Origin of the sequence: Streptomyces sp. NPDC006294 (genome assembly GCF_042870895.1) — a bacterium.
Taxonomy (GTDB): domain Bacteria; phylum Actinomycetota; class Actinomycetes; order Streptomycetales; family Streptomycetaceae; genus Streptomyces.
The window spans coordinates 76751-97846 of record NZ_JBIAHV010000005.1 but is presented as its reverse complement, the minus strand read 5'-3'; the positions used below and the strand labels follow the sequence as shown (position 1 = coordinate 97846).

The 21096-nt window shown below is 71.6% G+C and carries 20 protein-coding genes and 1 riboswitch; of the genes, 11 read left to right on the top strand and 9 right to left on the bottom strand.

Going from position 1 to position 21096, the window contains the following annotated elements; genetic code table 11:
* Nucleotides 1–55: 55 nt before the first annotated feature.
* From frr to ACFYOP_RS10215, 6 genes are all read left to right on the top strand, one after another.
* Nucleotides 56–613 (top strand): ribosome recycling factor, encoded by a 558-nt coding sequence (gene frr / locus ACFYOP_RS10240; RefSeq protein WP_005311329.1) that lies wholly within the window; start codon nucleotides 56–58, stop codon nucleotides 611–613.
* On the top strand, nucleotides 613–1767 hold the full coding sequence (locus ACFYOP_RS10235) for a phosphatidate cytidylyltransferase (RefSeq protein ID WP_356895651.1): 1155 nt from the start codon (nucleotides 613–615) through the stop codon (nucleotides 1765–1767). Before frr ends, ACFYOP_RS10235 begins: the two co-directional genes overlap by 1 nt.
* A gap of 202 nt (nucleotides 1768–1969) precedes the next feature.
* A complete protein-coding gene (gene rlmN, locus ACFYOP_RS10230; protein WP_356895653.1) occupies nucleotides 1970–3082 on the top strand; it encodes a 23S rRNA (adenine(2503)-C(2))-methyltransferase RlmN in 1113 nt (370 codons plus the stop codon).
* A gap of 62 nt (nucleotides 3083–3144) precedes the next feature.
* Nucleotides 3145–3265, top strand: a riboswitch (TPP riboswitch).
* Nucleotides 3261–4388 (top strand): thiamine ABC transporter substrate-binding protein, encoded by a 1128-nt coding sequence (locus tag ACFYOP_RS10225; protein WP_356895655.1) that lies wholly within the window; start codon nucleotides 3261–3263, stop codon nucleotides 4386–4388. Its footprint overlaps the riboswitch before it by 5 nt.
* Nucleotides 4389–4426: 38 nt before the next feature.
* On the top strand, nucleotides 4427–6043 hold the full coding sequence (locus ACFYOP_RS10220; RefSeq protein WP_356895657.1) for an iron ABC transporter permease: 1617 nt from the start codon (nucleotides 4427–4429) through the stop codon (nucleotides 6041–6043).
* On the top strand, nucleotides 6043–7077 hold the full coding sequence (locus tag ACFYOP_RS10215) for an ABC transporter ATP-binding protein (protein ID WP_356895659.1): 1035 nt from the start codon (nucleotides 6043–6045) through the stop codon (nucleotides 7075–7077). The genes ACFYOP_RS10220 and ACFYOP_RS10215 overlap by 1 nt, the downstream gene beginning before the upstream one ends.
* Here the strand turns inward: ACFYOP_RS10215 and ACFYOP_RS10210 are convergent.
* The 5 genes from ACFYOP_RS10210 to ACFYOP_RS10190 form a co-directional block, all read right to left on the bottom strand.
* Nucleotides 7074–8204, bottom strand: a complete 1131-nt coding sequence (locus tag ACFYOP_RS10210) for an LOG family protein (RefSeq protein ID WP_356895661.1) — start codon at nucleotides 8202–8204, stop codon at nucleotides 7074–7076. The genes ACFYOP_RS10215 and ACFYOP_RS10210 overlap by 4 nt on opposite strands.
* Nucleotides 8205–8689: 485 nt before the next feature.
* The gene (locus ACFYOP_RS10205) at nucleotides 8690–9799 is read right to left on the bottom strand and encodes a hypothetical protein (RefSeq protein ID WP_356895663.1); all 1110 of its coding nucleotides are present in this window, start codon (nucleotides 9797–9799) and stop codon (nucleotides 8690–8692) included.
* On the bottom strand, nucleotides 9781–10512 hold the full coding sequence (locus ACFYOP_RS10200; protein WP_356895786.1) for an ATP-binding cassette domain-containing protein: 732 nt from the start codon (nucleotides 10510–10512) through the stop codon (nucleotides 9781–9783). The genes ACFYOP_RS10205 and ACFYOP_RS10200 overlap by 19 nt, the downstream gene beginning before the upstream one ends.
* Nucleotides 10513–10721: 209 nt before the next feature.
* Nucleotides 10722–12101 carry an aspartate aminotransferase family protein gene (locus ACFYOP_RS10195; RefSeq protein ID WP_356895664.1) on the bottom strand — a complete coding sequence of 460 codons (1380 nt, stop codon included), beginning with the start codon at nucleotides 12099–12101 and terminating at the stop codon, nucleotides 10722–10724.
* Nucleotides 12086–12601 carry an Lrp/AsnC family transcriptional regulator gene (locus ACFYOP_RS10190; protein ID WP_356895666.1) on the bottom strand — a complete coding sequence of 172 codons (516 nt, stop codon included), beginning with the start codon at nucleotides 12599–12601 and terminating at the stop codon, nucleotides 12086–12088. Before ACFYOP_RS10190 ends, ACFYOP_RS10195 begins: the two co-directional genes overlap by 16 nt.
* A 163-nt stretch (nucleotides 12602–12764) precedes the next feature.
* Between ACFYOP_RS10190 and ACFYOP_RS10185 the strand changes: the two genes are divergently transcribed.
* The 3 genes from ACFYOP_RS10185 to ACFYOP_RS10175 all read left to right on the top strand — a co-directional run bounded on the left by ACFYOP_RS10185 (nucleotide 12765) and on the right by ACFYOP_RS10175 (nucleotide 15448).
* Complete coding sequence (locus ACFYOP_RS10185; RefSeq protein WP_356895668.1) at nucleotides 12765–14204, top strand: gamma-aminobutyraldehyde dehydrogenase; 1440 nt, start codon at nucleotides 12765–12767, stop codon at nucleotides 14202–14204.
* A 125-nt stretch (nucleotides 14205–14329) separates the two neighbouring features.
* Nucleotides 14330–14866, top strand: a complete 537-nt coding sequence (locus tag ACFYOP_RS10180; protein ID WP_356895670.1) for an HXXEE domain-containing protein — start codon at nucleotides 14330–14332, stop codon at nucleotides 14864–14866.
* A 42-nt stretch (nucleotides 14867–14908) separates the two neighbouring features.
* Nucleotides 14909–15448 (top strand): hypothetical protein, encoded by a 540-nt coding sequence (locus tag ACFYOP_RS10175; protein ID WP_356895672.1) that lies wholly within the window; start codon nucleotides 14909–14911, stop codon nucleotides 15446–15448.
* 22 nt (nucleotides 15449–15470) lie between these two features.
* Here ACFYOP_RS10175 and ACFYOP_RS10170 read toward each other — a convergent pair whose 3' ends face one another.
* From ACFYOP_RS10170 to ACFYOP_RS10160, 3 genes are read right to left on the bottom strand one after another with little or no spacing between them, the layout of a single operon-like run.
* Nucleotides 15471–16220, bottom strand: coding sequence for an SAM-dependent methyltransferase (locus ACFYOP_RS10170; RefSeq protein ID WP_356895788.1), 750 nt, complete (start codon nucleotides 16218–16220; stop codon nucleotides 15471–15473).
* 20 nt (nucleotides 16221–16240) lie between these two features.
* Nucleotides 16241–16948 carry a glycerophosphodiester phosphodiesterase gene (locus ACFYOP_RS10165; protein WP_356895674.1) on the bottom strand — a complete coding sequence of 236 codons (708 nt, stop codon included), beginning with the start codon at nucleotides 16946–16948 and terminating at the stop codon, nucleotides 16241–16243.
* Between the two features lies 1 nt (nucleotide 16949).
* Nucleotides 16950–17975 (bottom strand): adenosine deaminase, encoded by a 1026-nt coding sequence (locus tag ACFYOP_RS10160; RefSeq protein ID WP_356895676.1) that lies wholly within the window; start codon nucleotides 17973–17975, stop codon nucleotides 16950–16952.
* 146 nt (nucleotides 17976–18121) lie between these two features.
* Between ACFYOP_RS10160 and ACFYOP_RS10155 the strand changes: the two genes are divergently transcribed.
* Nucleotides 18122–18826, top strand: coding sequence for a DUF4190 domain-containing protein (locus ACFYOP_RS10155; protein ID WP_356895678.1), 705 nt, complete (start codon nucleotides 18122–18124; stop codon nucleotides 18824–18826).
* Here the strand turns inward: ACFYOP_RS10155 and ACFYOP_RS10150 are convergent.
* Entirely contained in the window at nucleotides 18816–19370 is a 555-nt protein-coding gene (locus ACFYOP_RS10150; protein WP_356895680.1) for an NADAR family protein, read from the bottom strand. The two genes, ACFYOP_RS10155 and ACFYOP_RS10150, sit on opposite strands and share 11 nt — an antisense overlap.
* Nucleotides 19371–19546: 176 nt before the next feature.
* Here ACFYOP_RS10150 and ACFYOP_RS10145 point away from each other — a divergent pair, with 176 nt between their 5' ends.
* Complete coding sequence (locus ACFYOP_RS10145; protein WP_356895682.1) at nucleotides 19547–21061, top strand: gamma-aminobutyraldehyde dehydrogenase; 1515 nt, start codon at nucleotides 19547–19549, stop codon at nucleotides 21059–21061.
* Nucleotides 21062–21096 lie beyond the last annotated feature (35 nt).

Below are 21096 nucleotides of genomic sequence, written 5' to 3'. Positions count from 1 at the left end.
TCCGCCGGCCCAGTGGTACGAGCCGGGCCTACCTCAAGACACGCAGGAGCAAGTGGTGATCGAAGAGACCCTCCTCGAGGCCGAGGAGAAGATGGAGAAGGCCGTCCTGGTCGCCAAGGATGACTTCGCCGCGATCCGCACCGGACGTGCGCACCCGGCGATGTTCAACAAGATCGTGGCGGACTACTACGGTGCCCTGACCCCGATCAACCAGCTGGCCTCGTTCTCCGTTCCCGAGCCGCGGATGGCCGTCGTCACGCCGTTCGACAAGACCGCGCTGCGCAACATCGAGCAGGCGATCCGCGACTCGGACCTCGGCGTCAACCCGAGCAACGACGGCAACATCATCCGCGTGGTGTTCCCGGAGCTGACCCAGGACCGCCGCAAGGAATACATCAAGGTCGCCAAGACCAAGGCCGAGGACGCCAAGATCTCGATCCGCTCCGTGCGCCGCAAGGCCAAGGAGACCATCGACAAGCTGATCAAGGACGGCGAGGTCGGCGAGGACGAGGGCCGCCGTGCGGAGAAGGAGCTCGACGACACCACCGCGAAGTACGTGGCGCAGGTGGACGAGCTGCTGAAGCACAAGGAAGCCGAGCTGCTCGAGGTCTGATGAACGACTCTTCCTGGGGGGCCTCGCACGGCGCCGGATACGCCGGCGCCTGGCCGCCGCCCGAGCAGGGGCCCCTCCCGGCGGGTCCCGCCCACGATGGGCACGACGCGCGGTATACATCTGAGACGCGGCCCATGCCCATCGTGCCGGACTTCCCCGGCGCAGGCAGAGACGCCGACAACCGTCGCGGCGCAGACCGCGAGGACCGTGACCGGGGGGCCGCTCGACTGGGCGGCCCCCTGTTCCGTGACGAAACGCCGCAGGAGCCCATGCCCACCCCGCCGCCGCCGGGCGAGCCCACCCCCCAGCCGCCCTCGCGGCCCGAGCCCCCGCAGAAGAAGCGGGCCGGCCGGGATCTGCGTGCGGCGATAGGGGTCGGCGTCGGCCTCGGCGCGGTGATCGTCCTCTCGCTCTTCTTCGTGAAGGCCGTCTTCGTCGGTGTGATCGCCGTCGCCGTCGTCGTCGGTCTGTGGGAGCTGACCTCCCGCCTCGAGGAGCGCAAGCAGATCAAGGCGCCCCTCGTCCCGCTCGCGGTGGGCGGCGCGGCGATGGTCGTCGCCGGTTACGTCCGCGGCGCGGAGGGCGCCTGGGTCGCGATGGCGCTCACCTCCCTCGCGGTCCTGGTCTGGCGGATGACCGAACCGCCGGAGGGCTATCTGCGGGATGTCACCGCCGGCATCTTCGCGGCGTTCTACGTCCCCTTCCTGGCCACCTTCGTCGCGCTGATGCTGGCGGCGGACGACGGCCCGGAGCGGGTGATCACGTTCCTGCTGCTGACCGTGGTCAGCGACACCGGCGCGTACGCGGTCGGCTGGCGCTTCGGCCGGACCAAGCTCGCGCCGCGCATCAGCCCCGGCAAGACCCGCGAGGGGCTGCTCGGCGCGGTGTCGTTCGCGATGGCCGCGGGGGCGCTGTGCATGCAGTTCCTCGTCGGCGGCGGCACCTGGTGGCAGGGGCTGCTCCTCGGCCTCGCGGTCGCGGTCAGCGCCACGCTCGGCGACCTGGGCGAGTCGATGATCAAGCGGGACCTCGGCATCAAGGACATGGGCACGCTGCTCCCCGGGCACGGCGGGATGATGGACCGCCTGGACTCCCTCCTGCCGACGGCCCCGGTGGTGTGGCTGCTGCTGGTCCTGTTCGTCGGAAGCGGTTGACAGACAGCAGGTACGCTGGAAGGGCCCGCGCGAGCCGGGAGCCGTCGTGGCCGACGGCGTCCAGGTCACCGCGGGCCCTTCTACGTGGTCCCTGCTGCCGCAGGGACGGTCCTGTGAGGTCTCCTGGCTTCGGCATCGCGTTGCCGTGCTCCCCGCCGACGCGGGGACGCCAGACCTCGTCGTCCTGAGGAGACGCTCAATCGTGGCCCGTCCAGTTCCCGGAGAACTCACCTTCGTCGCCCCCCGCGGAGCCAAGAAGCCGCCGCGGCACCTCGCCGACCTCACGCCCGCGGAGCGCAAGGAGGCCGTCGCCGCCATCGGCGAGAAGCCGTTCCGCGCCAAGCAGCTGTCCCAGCACTACTTCGCGCGGTACGCGCACGATCCGGCGCAGTGGACCGACATCCCCGCCGCGGCCCGCGAGAAGCTCGCCGGAGAGCTGCTGCCCGACCTGATGTCCGTCGTACGGCACATCTCCTGCGACGACGACACCACCCGCAAGACGCTCTGGCGCCTGCACGACGGCACCCTCGTCGAGTCCGTGCTGATGCGCTACCCGGACCGCGTCACCATGTGCATCTCCTCGCAGGCCGGCTGCGGGATGAACTGCCCCTTCTGCGCCACCGGGCAGGCCGGTCTCGACCGGAACCTGTCGACCGCCGAGATCGTGCACCAGATCGTCGACGGCATGCGGGCACTGCGCGACGGAGAGGTCCCCGGAGGCCCGGCCCGGCTGTCGAACATCGTCTTCATGGGCATGGGCGAGCCGCTCGCCAACTACAAGCGGGTCGTCGGAGCCGTGCGCCGCCTCACCGACCCCGAGCCGGACGGCCTCGGGCTCTCGCAGCGCGGCATCACCGTCTCGACCGTCGGCCTGGTGCCGGCGATGCTCCGCTTCGCCGACGAGGGCTTCAAGTGCCGCCTCGCGGTGTCGCTGCACGCCCCGGACGACGAGCTGCGCGACACCCTGGTCCCCGTCAACACCCGCTGGAAGGTCCGCGAGGTCCTCGACGCCGCCTGGGAGTACGCGGAGAAGTCCGGCCGCCGGATCTCCATCGAGTACGCGCTGATCCGCGACATCAACGACCAGGCGTGGCGCGGTGACCTCCTCGGCCGACTGCTCAAGGGCAAGCGGGTCCACGTCAACCTGATCCCGCTCAACCCGACGCCCGGCTCGAAGTGGACGGCCTCGCGCCCCGAGGACGAGAAGGCGTTCGTGGAGGCCATCGCCGCGCACGGCGTGCCGGTCACCGTCCGGGACACCCGCGGTCAGGAGATCGACGGCGCCTGCGGGCAGCTGGCGGCGCAGGAGCGGTGACCTCAGGGCCGTCGGCCATGGCTGATACTGTGCCCTGTGTATTCGCACAAATGAACAACGAAACATTCCGACAGGGGAGCGCACCACAGCGCTGAGAGTGCGGCAGGCCGTCACGGCCACGGGCCGCAGACCCTCGGACCTGATCCGGGTCATACCGGCGTAGGGAGTCAGCATCATCATGAACAGCCAGCTTCGGCGTGCCGTCGGCACGGCACTCGTCGGCGCCCTCGGCATCACGACGCTCGCCGCCTGCGGAGGGGAGTCCAAGGACTCCGGATCCGGCGGCGGGAGCGAGTCGAAGACCGTCACCCTCGTCAGCCACGATTCCTTCGCCGCGTCAGAGGCGGTGCTCAAGGAGTTCACCCGGCAGACCGGCTACACGGTCAAGGTGCTCAAGAGCGGCGACGCCGGCACCGCCCTCAACAAGGAGATCCTCACCAAGGGCTCCCCGCAGGGCGACGTCTTCTTCGGCGTCGACAACACCCTCCTCTCCCGCGCTCTCGACAACGACCTCTTCACGCCCCACGAGGCCAAGGGCCTCGACCGGGTCGCCGAAGAGGTGCAGCTCGACGCCGACAAGCACCGTGTGACGCCCGTCGACACCGGCGACATCTGCGTCAACTACGACAAGAAGTTCTTCGCCGACAAGAAGCTCGCGCCGCCGAAGACCTTCGCCGACCTGGCGAAGCCCGAGTACAAGAACATGCTCGTCGTCGAGAACGCCGCCACGTCCTCCCCCGGCCTCGGCTTCCTCCTCGGCACCGTCGGCGCGTACGGCGAGTCCGGCTGGCAGGGCTACTGGAAGAAGCTCAAGGACAACGGCGTCAAGGTCGTCGACGGCTGGGAGCAGGCGTACAACGAGGAGTTCTCCGGCTCTGCCGGGGGCAAGAAGGCGGGGGCCGACCGCCCGCTCGTCGTCTCGTACGCCTCCAGCCCGCCCGTCGAGGTCCTCTACTCCGACCCTTCCCCAAGCTCTTCGAGCAGGGGATACCCCATGCCTGCCGAGGCGCCGACCGGTGTGGCCAGCGGCACCTGCTTCCGCCAGATCGAGTTCGCCGGCCTGCTCAAGGGCGCGGCGAACGAGGCGGGCGGCAAGGCGCTGCTGGACTTCCTGATCAGCAGGAAGTTCCAGGAGGACATGCCGCTGAACATGTTCGTCAACCCGGTGGTCGAGGACGCGAAGCTGCCCGAGCTGTTCACCGAGCACGGCGCCGTGATCGAGAAGCCCGAGACCGTCGCCGCGGACACCATCGCGAAGAACCGTGAGCAGTGGGTCCGGTCGTGGTCCTCGCTCGTCGTGAAGTAAGGACGTCCCTGCGCGGGAACGCGGCACGGCTCGGCCTGATGGCCGGCCCTGTCGCGTTCTTCGCCGTCTTCTTCGCCTACCCGGTCTCCGCGATCGTCGGACGGGGTCTTCACGCCGACGGCGCCTGGCAGTTCGGCCGGTTCGGCGAGGTCCTCGGCCGGCCGGACATCCTGTCGGTGCTGTGGTTCACCACCTGGCAGGCGCTCGCCTCCACGGCGCTGACCCTGCTGATCGCGCTCCCCGGCGCGTACGCGTTCGCCCGCCTCGACTTCCCGGGGAAGCGGCTGCTGCGCGCCGTGGTCACCGTGCCGTTCGTGCTGCCGACGGTCGTCGTCGGCACGGCCTTCCTGGCGCTGCTGGGCCGCGGCGGACTCCTCGACGAACTGTGGGGCGTCCGGCTGGACACCACCGTGTGGGCCATCCTCCTCGCGCACGTCTTCTTCAACTACGCCGTGGTGGTCCGCACCGTCGGCGGCCTCTGGTCGCAGCTCGACCCGCGCCAGGAGGAGGCCGCCCGGGTCCTCGGCGCCGGCCGCTTCGCCGCCTGGCGGCGGGTGACGCTCCCCGCTCTCGTACCGTCACTGGCCGCCGCCGCCCTGATGGTCTTCCTCTTCACCTTCACCTCGTTCGGCATCGTGCAGATCCTCGGCGGCCCGTCCTTCTCCACCCTGGAGGTGGAGATCTACCGGCAGACCGCCGACTTCCTGGACCTGACGACGGCGGCCGTGCTGACGATGGTGCAGTTCATGGCGGTCGGTGTGGTTCTCGCCGTGCACGCCTGGACCGTACGGCGGCGCGAGAGCGCCCTGCGGCTCGCCGACCCCGCCCGCACCGCGCGACGGCCGCGCGGCGCGGCCCAGTGGACCCTGCTCGGCGGTGTGCTGGCCACCGTGGCCGCCCTGCTGCTGGCGCCGCTCGCGGTGCTGGTGGAGCGTTCCTTCGACACCCCGGCCGGCTACGGGCTCGACTACTACCGGGAGCTGACCACCGTCGACCCGGCCGGCGGCGCCTTCCTCGTGCCGCCGATCGACGCCGTGTGGAACTCGCTCCGGTACGCCCTGGCCGCCACGGCCATCGCGGTCGCGGTCGGCGGGCTCGCCGCGGCGGCGCTCACCCGCAGAGCCGGCCGGCTGTTCCGCGGCTTCGACGCCCTGCTGATGCTGCCGCTCGGCGTCTCCGCCGTGACCGTGGGCTTCGGCTTCCTCATCACCCTCGACGAACCGCCGCTCGACCTGCGCGCCTCCTGGATCCTGGTGCCCCTCGCGCAGGCACTCGTCGGCGTGCCGTTCGTCGTCCGCACCATGCTGCCGGTGCTGCGCGCCGTGGACGAACGGCTGCGGGAGGCCGCCGCCGTCCTCGGCGCGTCCCCGCTGCGGGCCTGGCGCGAGGTCGACCTGCCGCTGGTGCGCAGGGCGCTGCTGGTGGCCGCCGGGTTCGCGTTCGCCGTATCCCTCGGCGAGTTCGGTGCCACCGTCTTCATCGCACGGCCCGACAACCCGACGCTGCCCGTCGCCGTCGCCCGCCTGCTCGGCCGGCCCGGCGAGTTCAACTACGGGCAGGCGATGGCGCTGAGCACGATCCTGATGGTGGTGTGCGCGGTGGCGCTGCTCCTGCTCGAACGCGTCCGCACCCAGTCCACGACCGAGGAGTTCTGATGACATTGCTGGAACTCCGGGGCGTGAGCGTACGGTTCGGGTCCCGGACCGCGCTCGACACGGTGGATCTGAAGGTCGCCGAGCACGAGATCGTGTGCCTGCTCGGGCCGAGCGGCAGCGGCAAGTCGACGCTGCTGCGGGCGGTCGCCGGGCTCCAGGACATCAACGCGGGCCGGGTCCTGCTCGGCGGCGCAGACCAGGCGGGGGTGCCGGTGCACCGCCGCGGGGTCGGGCTCATGTTCCAGGACCACCAGCTCTTCCCGCAGCGGGACGTCGGCGGCAACGTCGCGTTCGGGCTGCGGATGCACGGTGCCGGGCGCGGCGAACAGGCCCGCCGGACGGACGAGTTGCTGGAGCTCGTCGGCCTGCCCGGCGCGCACAGGCGCTCCGTCGCGGCGCTCTCCGGCGGCGAGCAGCAGCGGGTCGCCCTCGCCAGGGCGCTGGCGCCCGAGCCGAGGATCCTGATGCTCGACGAACCGCTCGGGCAACTCGACCGCGGGCTGCGGGAACGGCTCGTCGTCGAACTGCGCGGGCTGTTCGGGCGGTTGGGCACGACGGTGCTCGCCGTCACCCACGACCAGGGCGAGGCCTTCGCGCTCGCCGACCGTGTCGCGGTCATGCGCGACGGGCGGATCGCGCAGGCGGGGACTCCGCTGGAGGTCTGGCAGCGGCCCGCGTCGGAGTTCGTCGCCCGCTTCCTCGGCTTCGACAACGTGGTGGCCGCGACGGTCGTCGGCACGGCCGCCGACACGGTGTGGGGCAAGATCCCCGTGCCGGACGGCTCACCACAGGGCGCGCGCACGGTCCTCGTACGGCCCGACGGCGTACGGCTCACCGATCCCACGCAGGGCCTGCGGTGCACGGTCGGGTCCCGCACCTTCCGCGGCAGCCACGTCGCGGTGCGGCTGCGGCCGGACGACGGGCCTGAACTGGAGGCGGAGTGCTCGCTGGTCCAGGCGCCGGCCGAGGGCGACACGGTGGGCGTGGTGTTCGCCGCCGACGACGTGGTGGTCCTCGGGGCGGACGGGCCTTAGGCGGGCTGTTCGGGGACGGGCGTGGCGTCGAGCAGCCGGCGCAGGGCGCCCGGCGCCTCCTCGACCGAGTCGACGAGCGCGATCCGCGATTCCATCGACCGGCCGCGCGCCAGTGACCGCAGCAGCGGCCAGGCGGGCAGATGCTCCGTCCAGTGGGACCGGTTCACCAGCACCATGGGGGTCGGCTCGCCGCGGGACTCGTAGTAGTTCGGGGTCGCGTTGTCGAAGATCTCCTGCAGGGTGCCGGCGGCGCCCGGCAGGAAGATCACACCCTGGTTGGACCGGGCCAGCAGACCGTCCTCGCGGGTGGCGTTGGCGAAGTACTTGGCGAGGTGACTCGCGAAGGCGTTCGGCGGCTCGTGACCGTAGAACCAGGTCGGGATGCCGACCGAGTCGCCGCCCTGCGGCCAGCGGTGACGCACCTCGAAAGCGGCCTGCGCCCAGTCGGTCACCGACGGCGCGAACGACGGCGACTTGGCGAGCAGCAGCAGCGCGTCCTCCAGCATCCCGTCCGGGTGCGGAGCCGCGTACGCGCCGAGGTTGGCGGCCTCCATCGCGCCGGGTCCGCCGCCGGTGGCGACCGTGAACCCGGCACGGGACAGCTCGCGGCCGAGCCGTGCGGCGCCGGCGTACGCGTCCGTGCCGCGGCCCATCGCGTGCCCGCCCATGACGCCCACGACGCCCTGGCCGGCGAGGAGTTCGTCGAGCGCGTCGGAGATCGCGTCGTCGTGGACGGCGCGGAGCATCGAGGCGAAGATGTCGCCGTCGGCCTTGGTCCGCTGGAACCATGCGTAGGCGAGGGCGTCGGGCGTCGCCTCGTAACCGCCGTCCGCGAGGCCGGTGAAGAGGTCCCCGGGGGAGTACAGCCCGCCGCGGTACGGGTCGAAGGGCAGATCGGGCACGGGCGGGAAGACCAGCGCGCCGTCCGCGCGGACCTTGGCGGCGGCGTCCGGCTCCATCCGGCAGCCGAGGAACACCGCGGCGGTCGTCTCCGCGCGGAGCAGGTCGGCGGTGCGGGTGGTCAGGTCGAGGGACTGCAGCCGGTACCCGACGAGCGAACCGAGGGCGGCGACCTGGTCGAACTCGTCGAGGGACTCGATCTCGCGGTCGGGAGGGGTGGCCGTCATGCGCCCACGATAGGCGGCGGGCGGTCTTGTCCCCCACCCCGCCCCTTCCCGAACCGGGGGCCACCCCCGGGCCCCTGCGCCTCAATCGCCGGCGGGGCTGGATGTGCCCGGTTCCGTGCCGGGGCCGTTGCCTTGAGCTTTGCCGGGGCCGGGGGCCGGCCCGGTTGTCGGGGCTCCGGCCCGAGTCCCGCGCCTCAATCGCCGGCGGGGCTTGAGCGGTCGGTTCCGTACCGGTCCGGTGCCTTGAGTGTTGGTGGGCTCCGCCCGGACCCGCGCCTCAAACGCCGGGGGGCCGGATGTGCCCGGTTCAGTCGCCGGCGGGGCTGATTTCGGGAGCGAAATCCAGCCCGGCCGGGATTGAGGCCACCGCGCGGAGCGCGGTACCGGGTCCGGGGCTTGCCCCCACGCGGCGGAGCCGCACATCGATACAGCGGGAGGGGCCGGGGTGGGGAGGACGCCCCGCGCAGCGGTTCGGCCGAAACGGTTCAGCGGTTCAGCGGCGCCGCCGCCAGCGCCCCCACCGTGAGGGTCAGCGGGACGAAGACCGTCACGAGGACGCCCGCCCGCAGCGCCGCCGCCTGCCGCAGGAGCGTCGCCGGGGCGCCCAGCGTGTCCAGCGCCGTCGTGGTCTCGGCGCGGGCCGCCCGGGCGTCGAGGGCGGACGTCAGGAGCGTCGCCGCCGTGCAGGCGACGACGAGTGTCGCGCCGAGCGCCGTCATAGGGCCCCAGGGCCGCGGGGCGGAGCCGTACGCCGCCGTGGTCGCGACCGCGCCGGAGGCCACCGCGCACAGCACGCCGAGCGGCCGGCCGATGCGCCGGGACTCGTGCATGAGGAGGCGGCCGGCCAGCAGGCGGGTCGCGCCGGGGCGGGTGGACTGGAGGAGGCGGCCGCAGAGGTGCGTGACGGCCGGGCCGGCGAGCCAGAGACCGAGGGCGGTGAGCGTCCAGCCCGCCAGCACTCCGGCCGGCCGTCCGTCGGCGCGGACGGCGCTCGTGTACGTCTCGACGGCCAGGCCGACCGCGACGAGCGCGACGCCCCACGGCAGCCCGGCCGGGGTGGCGTCCGGCTCCTCGGCGTCGGGCGACGTGGCGCCCGGCCGCAGGACCGCCGCGGCCGCCGCGGTGGCCAGCAGCGGCACCAGCGCCAGGAGTGTGAGCGCGGCGGGCAGCGGCAGCGGCAGGTCCGCGGCGAGGAGTTCGGCCGCGGCCCCGTCGAACGGCAGCCCCGACAGGTCGCCCCGCAGATGCAGGAAGAACAGCAGCGCGACCATGCTGCCGAGCGTGCAGGACAGCGCGGTGGACGCGACGGCGAGCGCGGTGAGGCGGAGGGGCCCGAGCCCGACGGCGGACAGCCCGGGCCGCGGCCGGGTCCCCGGGTCCGTACGGGCCACGGCCACCGCGAGGTACACCGTCGCGGCGAGCGGCAGGCCGCACCACAGCAGGCGCGTCACGGCGGCCGGGTCGCCGGGGTGCGACAGCGCGTACATCAGCGTGCACAGCAGCAGGAAGCCGACACCCGCCGATGCCCCCGCCACCACCAGACGGCGCAGGAGTACCAGCGGATGCGCCCCGCGGGCTAGACGGAGAGCGAGCACGCGGCGGCCCGGCCTTCCGCGTCCGCGCCTGCCGGGGAGCCCACGCGCCGCCCGTCGGCGAGCGTGATCGTACGGTCGGCGAGCGCCGCGACGTCCGCGTCGTGCGTGGCGATGACCATGGTGATCCGGTGCGAGCGGACGGCGGCGGCGAGCGTACGCAGGACGTGCGCCCGGTCGATGCTGTGCAGCGGCGCCGTCGGCTCGTCGGCGAAGAGCACGGACGGGGTGGTGACCAGGGCCCGCGCGACGGCGACGCGCTGCTGCTCGGCCCGGAGCAGGGCGCGGGGGCGCTTGCTCGCGCAGGGGCCGATGTCCAGCCGCTCCATCCACTCCATCGCCGTCGTCTTCGCGGCCCGCCGGGAGACGCCCGCGAGCAGCAGCGGCAGGGCGGCGTTCTCCCAGGCCTTCAGTTCCGGTACGAGCGTCGGCTCCGGATCGATCCAGCCGAAACGGTCGCGCCGCAGCCGCTCGCGCACCATCGGCGGCATGGTGTGCACGGGGGTGCTGTTGAACCAGACCTCGCCCTGCTGCGGGACGAGCCGCCCGGACAGGCACTGCAGGAGCGTGGTCTTGCCGCTGCCGCGCGCACCGTGCACGGCGAGGATCTCGCCGTCCCGCACGCCCAGCGACACGCCGACGAGGGCCGGGGAGCCGCGGTGGGCGTGGTGCAGGGCGCGAGCCCAGATCACATCGTTGTCCGGCGGGGCCACCATGACGTACACCTCGGTTCTGATCACATATCCGGCCCCCCGTACGGGGGAACGAAGACAGGGCCGATCGGTCACTGGGCACGCTAAGGAGTCACTGCCGGGCTCCGGGGAAGCACGCGGCCCGGGCGCCGTCCATCTCACTCGGATGGAGGCACCCGGGCCGCGGCCGGGGGAGAGCGGGGTGGGGCCGGACGGGTCCGGCCCCGGCGGGGCTAGAGCTTGGTCCACGCCTCGGTGAGGACGCCGCGCAGTATCTGCTCGATCTCGTCGAACGTCGACTGGTCGGAGATCAGCGGCGGTGCGAGCTGGACGACCGGGTCGCCACGGTCGTCGGCCCGGCAGTACAGGCCGTTGTCGTACAGCGCCTTGGAGAGGAAGCCGTACAGGACGCGCTCGGTCTCCTCGTCGTTGAAGGACTCCTTGGTGACCTTGTCCTTCACCAGCTCGATGCCGTAGAAGAAGCCGTTGCCGCGGACGTCGCCGACGATCGGCAGGTCGTGCAGCTTCTGCAGCGTGGAGAGGAAGTTGCCCTCGTTGTCGAGGACGTGCTGGTTGAGGCCCTCGCGCTCGAAGATGTCGAGGTTGGCGAGGCCCACGGCCGCGGAGACCGGGTGGCCGCCGAAGGTGTAGCCGTGCAGGAAGGTGTTGTCGCCCTTGTAGAACGGCTCCGCGAGGCGGTCGGAGACGATGCAGGCGCCGATCGGGGAGTAGCCGGACGTCATGCCCTTGGCGCAGGTGATCATGTCCGGCACGTAGTCGAACTTGTCACAGGCGAACATCGTGCCGAGCCGGCCGAAGGCGCAGATGACCTCGTCGGAGACGAGCAGCACGTCGTACTGGTCGCAGATCTCGCGGACCCGGCGGAAGTACCCGGGCGGCGGCGGGAAGCAGCCGCCGGCGTTCTGCACCGGCTCGAGGAAGACCGCGGCGACGGTCTCGGGGCCCTCGAAGAGGATCTGCTGCTCGATCTGGTCGGCGGCCCAGCGGCCGAAGGCCTCGGGGTCGTCGCCGTAGATCGGGGCGCGGTAGATGTTGGTGTTCGGCACCTTGTGAGCGCCGGGGACCAGCGGCTCGAAGGGGGCCTTGAGGGCCGGCAGGCCGGTGATGGACAGGGCGCCCTGCGGGGTGCCGTGGTAGGCGACCGCGCGCGAGATGACCTTGTACTTGGTCGGCTTGCCCTGCAGCTTGAAGTACTGCTTGGCGAGCTTCCAGGCGGTCTCGACGGCCTCGCCGCCGCCGGTGGTGAAGAAGACCTTGTTGAGGTCGCCCGGCGCGTGGTGGGCGAGACGCTCCGCGAGCTCGACCGCCTTGGGGTGCGCGTAGGACCAGACGGGGAAGAACGCGAGCTCCTGCGCCTGCTTGTAGGCGGTCTCCGCGAGCTCGTGGCGGCCGTGGCCCGCGTTGACCACGAAGAGGCCGGAGAGGCCGTCGAGGTAGCGCTTGCCCTTGTCGTCGTAGATGTAGGTGCCCTCGCCACGCACGATGGTGGGCACGGGTGCGTGCTCGTACGACGACATGCGGGTGAAGTGCATCCACAGGTGGTCGTAGGCGGTCTTGGAGAGGTCCTTGCTCACGGCTATCGGGTTCCCCACATATAGGTCTGCTTCTTGAGCTTGAGGTAGACGAAGCTCTCGGTGGAGCGCACGCCGGGGAGCGCGCGGATCCGTTTGTTGATCACTTCGAGGAGGTGGTCGTCGTCCTCGCAGACGATCTCCACCATCAGGTCGAAGGAGCCCGCGGTCATCACCACGTACTCGCACTCGGCCATGGCCGTCAGCGCGTCCGCCACGGGATCGACGTCGCCCTCGACCGTGATGCCGACCATCGCCTGGCGTCGCAGGCCCACGGTGAGCGGGTCGGTGACGGCGACGATCTGCATGACGCCCTGGTCGAGCAGCTTCTGGACGCGCTGCCGCACGGCCGCTTCGGACAGGCCGACGGCCTTGCCGATCGCGGCGTACGGACGGCGACCGTCCTCCTGGAGCTGTTCGATGATCGCGAGGGAGACCGCGTCGATCGTCGGAGTCGACGAACCGCTCACGGTCGGGTTCCTGGAGTCTGCGCTACGACTGGCCACGACCACACTGTGCACCGCGACTCGTCTGTCTGGCAAGCCCGGAGCGATGAAATTCGTTGTTGAGAGGGTCAAACTTCACTGAATCCGAAGTTGGAGCGTGGTGGGCCTGTTGAAAAGCTCAGCGGAGCGATTAGGGTGGGTGTCTCACCCATCGGACACGACAGGAGGGGTGGCAACAGTGACCACCGAGCTGCGTCGACTGCGCAACTACATCAACGGGGAGTTCAAGGACGCCGCCGACGGCCGGACGATCGACATCGTCAACCCCGTCACCGGCGAGGTGTACGCCACGTCGCCGCTCTCCGGCCAGGCCGACGTCGACGCCGCCATGGACGCTGCCGCGGCCGCCTTCCCCGCCTGGCGCGACACCACGCCCGCCGAGCGCCAGAAGGTGCTGCTCAAGATCGCCGACGCGTTCGAGGAGCGGGCCGAGGACCTGATCGCGGCCGAGTCGGAGAACACCGGCAAGCCGATCGGGCTCACCCGCACCGAAGAGATCCCGCCGATGGTGGACCAGATCCGCTTCTTCGCGGGCGCCGCGCGCATGCTGGAGGGCCGCTCCGCGGGCGAGTACATGGAGGGTCTGACCTCCATCGTCCGGCGCGAGCCGGTCGGCGTCTGCGCGCAGGTCGCGCCGTGGAACTACCCGATGATGATGGCCGTCTGGAAGTTCGCCCCGGCGCTCGCCGCGGGCAACACCGTCGTGCTGAAGCCCTCGGACACCACGCCCGCGTCGACGGTCCTGATGGCCGAGATCATCGGCGCGATCGCGCCCAAGGGCGTCTTCAACGTCGTCTGCGGCGACCGCGACACCGGCCGCACGATGGTCGAGCACCCGACCCCCGCGATGGCCTCCATCACCGGCTCCGTACGCGCGGGCATCCAGGTCGCGGCGTCCGCGGCCAAGGACGTCAAGCGCGTCCACCTGGAGCTCGGCGGCAAGGCGCCGGTCGTGGTCTTCGAGGACACCGACATCGCCAAGGCCGTCGAGGACATCTCCGTGGCCGGCTTCTTCAACGCCGGTCAGGACTGCACCGCGGCGACCCGGGTGCTGGTGCACGAGTCGATCCACGACGAGTTCGTGTCCGCGCTGGCCAAGGCCGCGGCGGAGACGAAGACGGGCGCCCCGGACGACGAGGACGTGCTCTACGGCCCGCTGAACAACGCCAACCAGCTGAAGCAGGTCACCGGCTTCATCGACCGGCTGCCGGCGCACGCCAAGGTCGAGGCCGGCGGTCAGCGGGTCGGCGACAAGGGCTTCTTCTACGCCCCGACCGTCGTCTCCGGCCTCAAGCAGGACGACGAGATCATCCAGAACGAGGTCTTCGGCCCGGTCATCACCGTCCAGTCCTTCACCGACGAGGCGCAGGCCCTCGAGTGGGCGAACGACGTGGAGTACGCGCTGGCGTCCTCGGTGTGGACCAAGGACCACGCGCGGGCGATGCGCATGTCCAAGTCCCTCGACTTCGGCTGCGTCTGGATCAACACCCACATCCCGCTGGTGGCGGAGATGCCGCACGGCGGCTTCAAGAAGTCCGGCTACGGCAAGGACCTCTCGGCGTACGGCTTCGACGACTACACGCGCGTCAAGCACGTGATGACGTCCCTCGACGGCTGACCCGTCCTCTTCTCCGCAAGGAGAAACGCTGCGCGCCCGGTGCTCTGTGCACCGGGCGCGCAGCCGTTCTCGCGACCGTGGCGGAAAGGCGACGCTCCGTCAACTTTCCGGCGCAGACTGGGCTCATGAGCGACGACCGGATGAGCGCGACTGTCACCTACGGCCTGCTCGCCGCCTGGGCGCTGCACGACCTGGAGGAGCTGACCACCGGGCCGCGGTGGCTCCGTCGAAACGTCCCCGTGCTGCGGGAACGGTTCCCGCAGGTCCCCGAGCGGCTGTGGCGGGCCGCGGAGACGGTCGACGAGCGCGAATTCACGGCGGCGGTGGGAGTGATGGCCCTGATGGTCGGTGCCGCGTCCGTGGCCGGGCACCGCAGCGGCGGCCGGTCGGCCTTCTACCAGGGCGCGGTCGACGGTTTCGGGCTGCACGGCCTTGTCCACATCGCCCAGGCGGCCGCCGTGCGCGGCTACACCCCCGGCTCGGTGACCTCCCCGCTGATCGTGGTGCCGTTCGCGCTCTGGGCCAGGGGGCGGCTGCGGCGGGCCGGGGTGCTGCGGCCCGCCCGGGCGCGGGAGGTCGCGGTGGGACTGGCGGCGGCCGCGGGCGTGACCGCGGCCGCCCATCTGGTCGCCCGGCGGATCAGCGGCGTCCGACCGCTGTGACCATGGTTTTGAACGTGTTCACTTCTGCCGTAGGCTGCCCGTATGAGCGAGAGAGCAGCCCTCTTGCGGGGGATACGCGTGTGGTTGGGCTTCTTCGTGGTGTGTCTGGTGCTCAGTGGGGTGACCGCCTTTCCGCTGGTGACGGAGATGCGGTGGCTGGAGGGCCTGTTGAAGTCCTCCGCCTCGCCCGTACCCGAGCAACTGCCCGCCGCCATGGAGTGGATCGAGCGGGTACGGGAAGGGCTCGAGGCGACTGAGGAGAAGTACCCGTTCGTGCTCTACGGCACGGACTGGCTCGCCTTCGCCCATCTGGTGATCGCCGTCGCCTTCTACGGGCCCTACCGCGACCCCGTCCGCAACATCTGGGTGGTGGAGTTCGGCATGATCGCCTGCGCCGGGATCATCCCGCTCGCCCTGATCTGCGGCCCGATCCGGGGCATCCCCTTCTGGTGGTCGGTGATCGACATGTCCTTCGGCGTCTTCGGCGTGATCCCGCTGTATCTCGTCCGCCGCAGGATCAAGCGTCTCGAGGCGCTGACGGCGCCGGCCCCCGCACGGGAACCGGCACCGTCGGCGGCCTGACATCGCGGCCAGGGGCCGGCGGTTACGGCTTGCGGCCCACCGCGCCGAACTGCGCCACCTCCGCCGCCTCGGGCGCGCCCCAGCGCGCGCACGAGACGATGCCCGGCTCGACGATCTCCAGACCGTCCAGGAAGGAGGCGAACTCCGCGCGGCTGCGGGCGGTGATGGGCGGGGTCGCGTTCTCGTTCCAGAACGCCATCGCGTCCGCGTTGCCCTCGCCGCCGAGCTCCAGTGTCGGGTGGGTGAGGACAAGATGGCTGCCGGACGGCAGCGCGTCCATCAGCGTACGGACGATCGACCGGGCCTTGTCGGTGTCGAGCACGAAGTTCAGGATGCCGAGCATCATCAGGGCGACGGGGCGGCTCAGGTCGAGCGCCTGGGCGGCGGAGCGCAGGATGCTGTCGGGGTCGTGGGCGTCCGCGTCCACGTACTCCGTCACGCCCTCAGGGGTGCCCGCCAGCAGGGCGCGCGCGTGGGTCAGCACGATCGGATCGTTGTCCACGTAGACGATCCGCGCGTCGGGCGCGATGCGCTGTGCCACCTCGTGCGTGTTGTCGGCGGTCGGCAGGCCCGTGCCGATGTCGAGGAACTGCCCGACCCCCGCCTCGCCCGCCAGGTACGACACGGACCGGCCGAGGAACGCACGGTCGGCGCGGGCCACTTCGGCGATGCTCGGGAACATGCCGGCGACCTGCGCGCCGACCTCCTGGTCCACCGCGTAGTTGTCCTTGCCGCCCAGCCAGTAGTTCCAGACACGGGCGTTGTGCGCCATGTCGGTGCGGATCCGGTCTCTCAACTGCGGAATCCCTTCAAGGAGCGCGAGTCGTCCAGGACGGCCCTGAGGGCGTCGACCCGGTTCGTGGTGATCGAGTCGACGCCGCAGCCGACCAGTCGCCGCATCGTACGACGGGTGTCCGCCGTCCACGCGGAGAGCAGCAGACCGTCCCGGTGCACCCGGTCCGCCAACTCGGGCCCCACCAGGCCGAATCGGTAGTTCAGCCAGCGCGGTCTCACGGCGTCCAGCAGCGCGGGACGCGGCGGGGCCAGCGTCGTCCACGTCATCGCGATCTCCGCCGAGGCGTCGGCCGCCCGCACCGCCAGCATCGTCGCGGGACCCGCGCAGTAGTAGACGTGCTCTCCGGCGCCGCAGTCGCGGACGGTGTCCACCACCCCGCGCACCGACTCCGGTGTCGCGCCCGGCAGATCGATCATCAGCCGGCGCCCGCCGAGCACGGTCAGCGCCTCGCGCAGCGTCGGCACGCCGCCGTGGGTGAGGGAATCGACCTCGGCCTTCGTGAGCCGCGCCAGCGGCCGGTCATGCCCCCACAGCCGCTTGAGCGTCGCGTCGTGCAGCAGCACGGGCACGCCGTCGCGGGTGAGCCGCACATCGATCTCGACCGCGTCCCCGCCGCGTTCGAGGGCCGAGCGCAGCGAGGGCAGGGTGTTCTCACGGAACCGGTACGGGTCGCCCCGGTGGGCGACCGCCGTCACCGCGCGCATGTCAGCGGGCGAGCCACTCGTCGGTGTACGTGTCGATCTCCGCGGCGATCCGCGCCTTGCCGGCCGGGTCGAGGAACGACGCCTCCACCGCGTTCTTCGCGAGGGCGGCGACGCCGCGCTCGTCCAGCTCCAGCAGGCGGGCGGCGACCGCGTACTCGCTGTTGAGGTCGGTGCCGAACATCGGCGGGTCGTCGCTGTTGATCGTCACCAGGACACCGGCGGCGACCATCTCCCTGATCGGGTGCTCGTCGAGACGGGCGACCGCCCGGGTGGCGATGTTGGAGGTGGGGCACACCTCCAGCGGGATGCGGTGCTCGGCGAGATACGCCAGCAGCCGGGGGTCCTGCACCGAGGTGGTGCCGTGCCCGATGCGCTCGGCGCCCAGCTCGTTCAGCGCGTCCCAGACGGTCTGCGGACCGGTCGTCTCACCGGCGTGCGGCACCGAGTGCAGTCCGGCGGCGATCGCGCGGTCGAAGTACGGCTTGAACTGGGGGCGCGGCACCCCGATCTCCGGGCCGCCGAGGCCGAACGAGACCAGGCCCTCGGGGCGCAGGTCGACGGCGAGCCGGGCGGTCTCCTCCGCGGCCTCGAGACCGGCCTCGCCGGGAATGTCGAAGCACCAGCGCAGGACCACCCCCAGCTCGGTCTCCGCAGCCCTGCGGGCGTCCTCGACGGCGGCCATGAAGGCCTTCTCCTCGATGCCGCGGCGGGTGGAGCTGAAGGGCGTGATGGTCAGCTCGGCGTACCGGATGTTCTGTCGTGCCATGTCACGGGCGACCTCGAAGGTGAGCAGCCGCACGTCGTCCGGGGTGCGGATCAGGTCCACGACCGTCAGATAGACCTCGATGAAGTGCGCGAAGTCGGTGAACGTGAAGTAGTCCGCGAGCGCCTCGGGGTCGGCGGGCACCTTCGAGTCCGGGTGGTTCGCCGCCAGTTCGGCGACGATCCGGGGAGAAGCGGAACCGACATGATGCACATGCAGCTCGGCCTTGGGCAGCCCTGCGATGAAGGGGTGCAGATCGGTCATCGGTTCCTCCAAGTGGGACGTGCCGCTCCTGCTCACGGGCAGGTCCTGGGTGCCGGGCGGTGCTCTGCCCGGGGATCATCGTAGGCGGCCCTCCGGAGGGTGAGGTCAAGGCCGTAGCATGGCCGGACCACCGATGGGGGAGAAGCATGTCCGACAACCAGGTCCAGCCGCCCGGCGGGCCGCAGCCGCACGACCCGTGGGCTCCGCCGGAGAACAGCAGCGCAGCCGGCGGCGTACCCCTGGACAAGCCGGCGGCGACCCCGCCGCCGAGCGTGCACGACCAGCAGACGGTCATCTCGATGCCGGGCGCCGACGGCACCGGTTCGGTACCGCCGCCGCCCGTCGCACCCGGCGGCCCCGCCCCGGCCCAGCCCCCCGCGGGCGCCTACGGCTACCCGGCCGCGCCGGGAATGCCGCAGCCTCCGGCCGCCGGCGGCTACGGCGTCCCCGACCCCTACGGCGCGGGCTACCCGGGCTACCCCGGCTACGGCCAGACCGCCGGGTGGCAGCAGCAGCCGGCCAACGGCATGGGCATCACCGCGATGGTGCTCGGCATCCTCGCGGTCACCATCGGCTGGTGCTACGGCATTCCAGCGCTGATCCTGGGCACGCTCGCCCTGATCTTCGGGATCCTGGGCCGCAAGCGCGCCAAGCGGGGCGAGGCGAACAACGGCGGCATGGCGCTGGCCGGCATCATCATGGGCGCGATCGGCCTGGTGATCTTCCTGCTCTTCGCCGTCGGCATCGGCCTGTTCATCGCGAACGTGGACAAGCTCGAGGACGACTACAACGAGGACTCCTACAACGACGATCCCTTCCGCTCGAGCCTGGTCGTCGACGTCACCCGCTGACGCCGCCCCGCAGCTCCTCGCGCGCCTCCATCAGCGCGAATCCCAGCAGGTTCAGCCCGCGCCAGCGCGCCGGGTCCTGCGCCCGCTCGTCGTCCGAGGCCAGTCCGATGCCCCACACGCGGTCCATGGGACTGGCCTCCACGAGCACCCGGTCCCCCGTGGCCAGCAGGAAGTCGCGCAGCGCCGCGTCCTGCCCGAACTTGTGCACACTGCCCGCCCGCACGACGGCGAACCGCTCGCGCTCCCATATGGAGTCGTCGAAGCCGCGCACCAGCCGCCCCGCCTTCTTGGCCTCCGCCGGCGTCCGCGCGGCCAGCGCCGCCCGCTCCGCCTCGGCGTCGCCGAACAGCCGGGCCTTGGCCGCCATCATCCAGTGCTCCGCCGTCTCGTACCGCACGCCGTCCACCTCGAACGGCGACGGCCACCACTGACTGAGGCAGCCCGCACCGGGCGTGCCGTCCCGGCGTGCCCGGTGGCCCCAGAAGTGCAGGTACTTCACCCGCTGCCCCTCGGCCGTCCGCCTGACCAGCTCGTCGATCCCCATGACACACGAGTGTGGCAGCCGCCACTGACACCTCGTCCTGCCGAAGGCGCGTCGACGCGACACATGGTCGACCGATTCCGTCGCGTAATCAAATGGCAACAACGGAATCCCTTGTTGCGTGGGTCACCTTCTGTCAGGATCGGCACTCAATTCGAGCTGGGACTACGGAGAGCGCTATGGGCAACCGCTACCGGACACAGGACCGCTTCGCGGCCGGCGCGCAGTACATCGGCGGCAGGCTGCGCCCCGGCACCTCGGGACGCACACAGGACATCGTCGACCCGGCCACGGGCGAGACGGTCCACACCTACGAACTGGCGGGCACCGCGGACGTGGACGCGGCCGTCGCCGCCGCCCGTGACGCGCTGCCCGGCTGGGCCGCGGCCACGCCGGCCGAGCGCTCCGACGCCCTGCACCGCTTCGCGGGGGTGCTCGCCGGCCAGGCCGACGACTTCGCCGGCGCCGAATCGCTCCAGTGCGGCAAGCCGCTGCGCCTGACCACCGAATTCGACGTCCCCGGCAGCGTCGACAACACCGCCTTCTTCGCCGGTGCGGCCCGCCACCTCCAGGGGCAGTCCGCCGGCGAGTACAGCGCGGACCACACCTCGTACGTACGGCGCGAGCCGATCGGCACGGTCGGCTCCATCGCCCCGTGGAACTACCCGCTCCAGATGGCCGCGTGGAAGGTCCTGCCGGCCATCGCCGCCGGCAACACCATCGTCCTCAAGCCCGCCGAGATCACCCCGCTCACCTCGCTGATGTTCGCCCAGGCGGCCACCGAGGCGGGCATCCCCGACGGCGTCGTCAACATCGTCAGCGGCGCGGGCAGGGACGCCGGTGAACACCTCGTCGGCCACCCGGACATCGCCATGACGTCCTTCACCGGCTCGACCGCCGTCGGCAAACGCGTCGCGCGCGTCGCCACGGAGACCGTCAAACGCCTCCACCTCGAACTCGGCGGCAAGGCCCCCTTCGTGGTCTTCGACGACGCCGACCTCGAGGCCGCCGCGCACGGGGCGGTCGCCGGATCGCTGATCAACACCGGCCAGGACTGCACCGCCGCCACCCGCGCCTACGTCCAGCGGCCCCTGTACGACGCGTTCGTCGGCGCCGTCGCCGACCTGATGGAGACGGTCCGGCTCGGCGACCCGTTCGACCCGGCCACCGACCTCGGCCCGCTCGTCTCCCACGCGCAGCGCGACCGCGTCGCCGGCTTCGTCGACCGGGCCCGCGGCTACGCCACCGTCGTCACCGGCGGCGAGGCCCCCGGGGGCGACCTGAAGGGCGGCGCCTTCTACCGGCCCACCCTCGTCACCGGCGCCGCGCAGGACAGCGAGATCGTGCAGTCCGAGATCTTCGGCCCCGTCCTCGTCGTGCTCCCCTTCGACACCGACGACGAGGGCATCGCGCTCGCCAACGACACGCCCTACGGACTGGCCGCCTCGGCCTGGACCAGGGACGTCTACCGTGCCGGGCGCGCCACCCGCGAGATCAGGGCCGGCTGCGTGTGGGTCAACGACCACATTCCGATCATCAGCGAGATGCCGCACGGCGGATACCGGGCCAGTGGCTTCGGAAAGGACATGTCGGCGTACTCCTTCGAGGAGTACACGCAGGTCAAGCATGTGATGTACGACAACACCGCCATCGTCCGCAAGGACTGGCACCGCACCATCTTCCAAGGCCGATAGCCGGCGGCCGCGCCTTCGGCGGCCATCCACCCGAA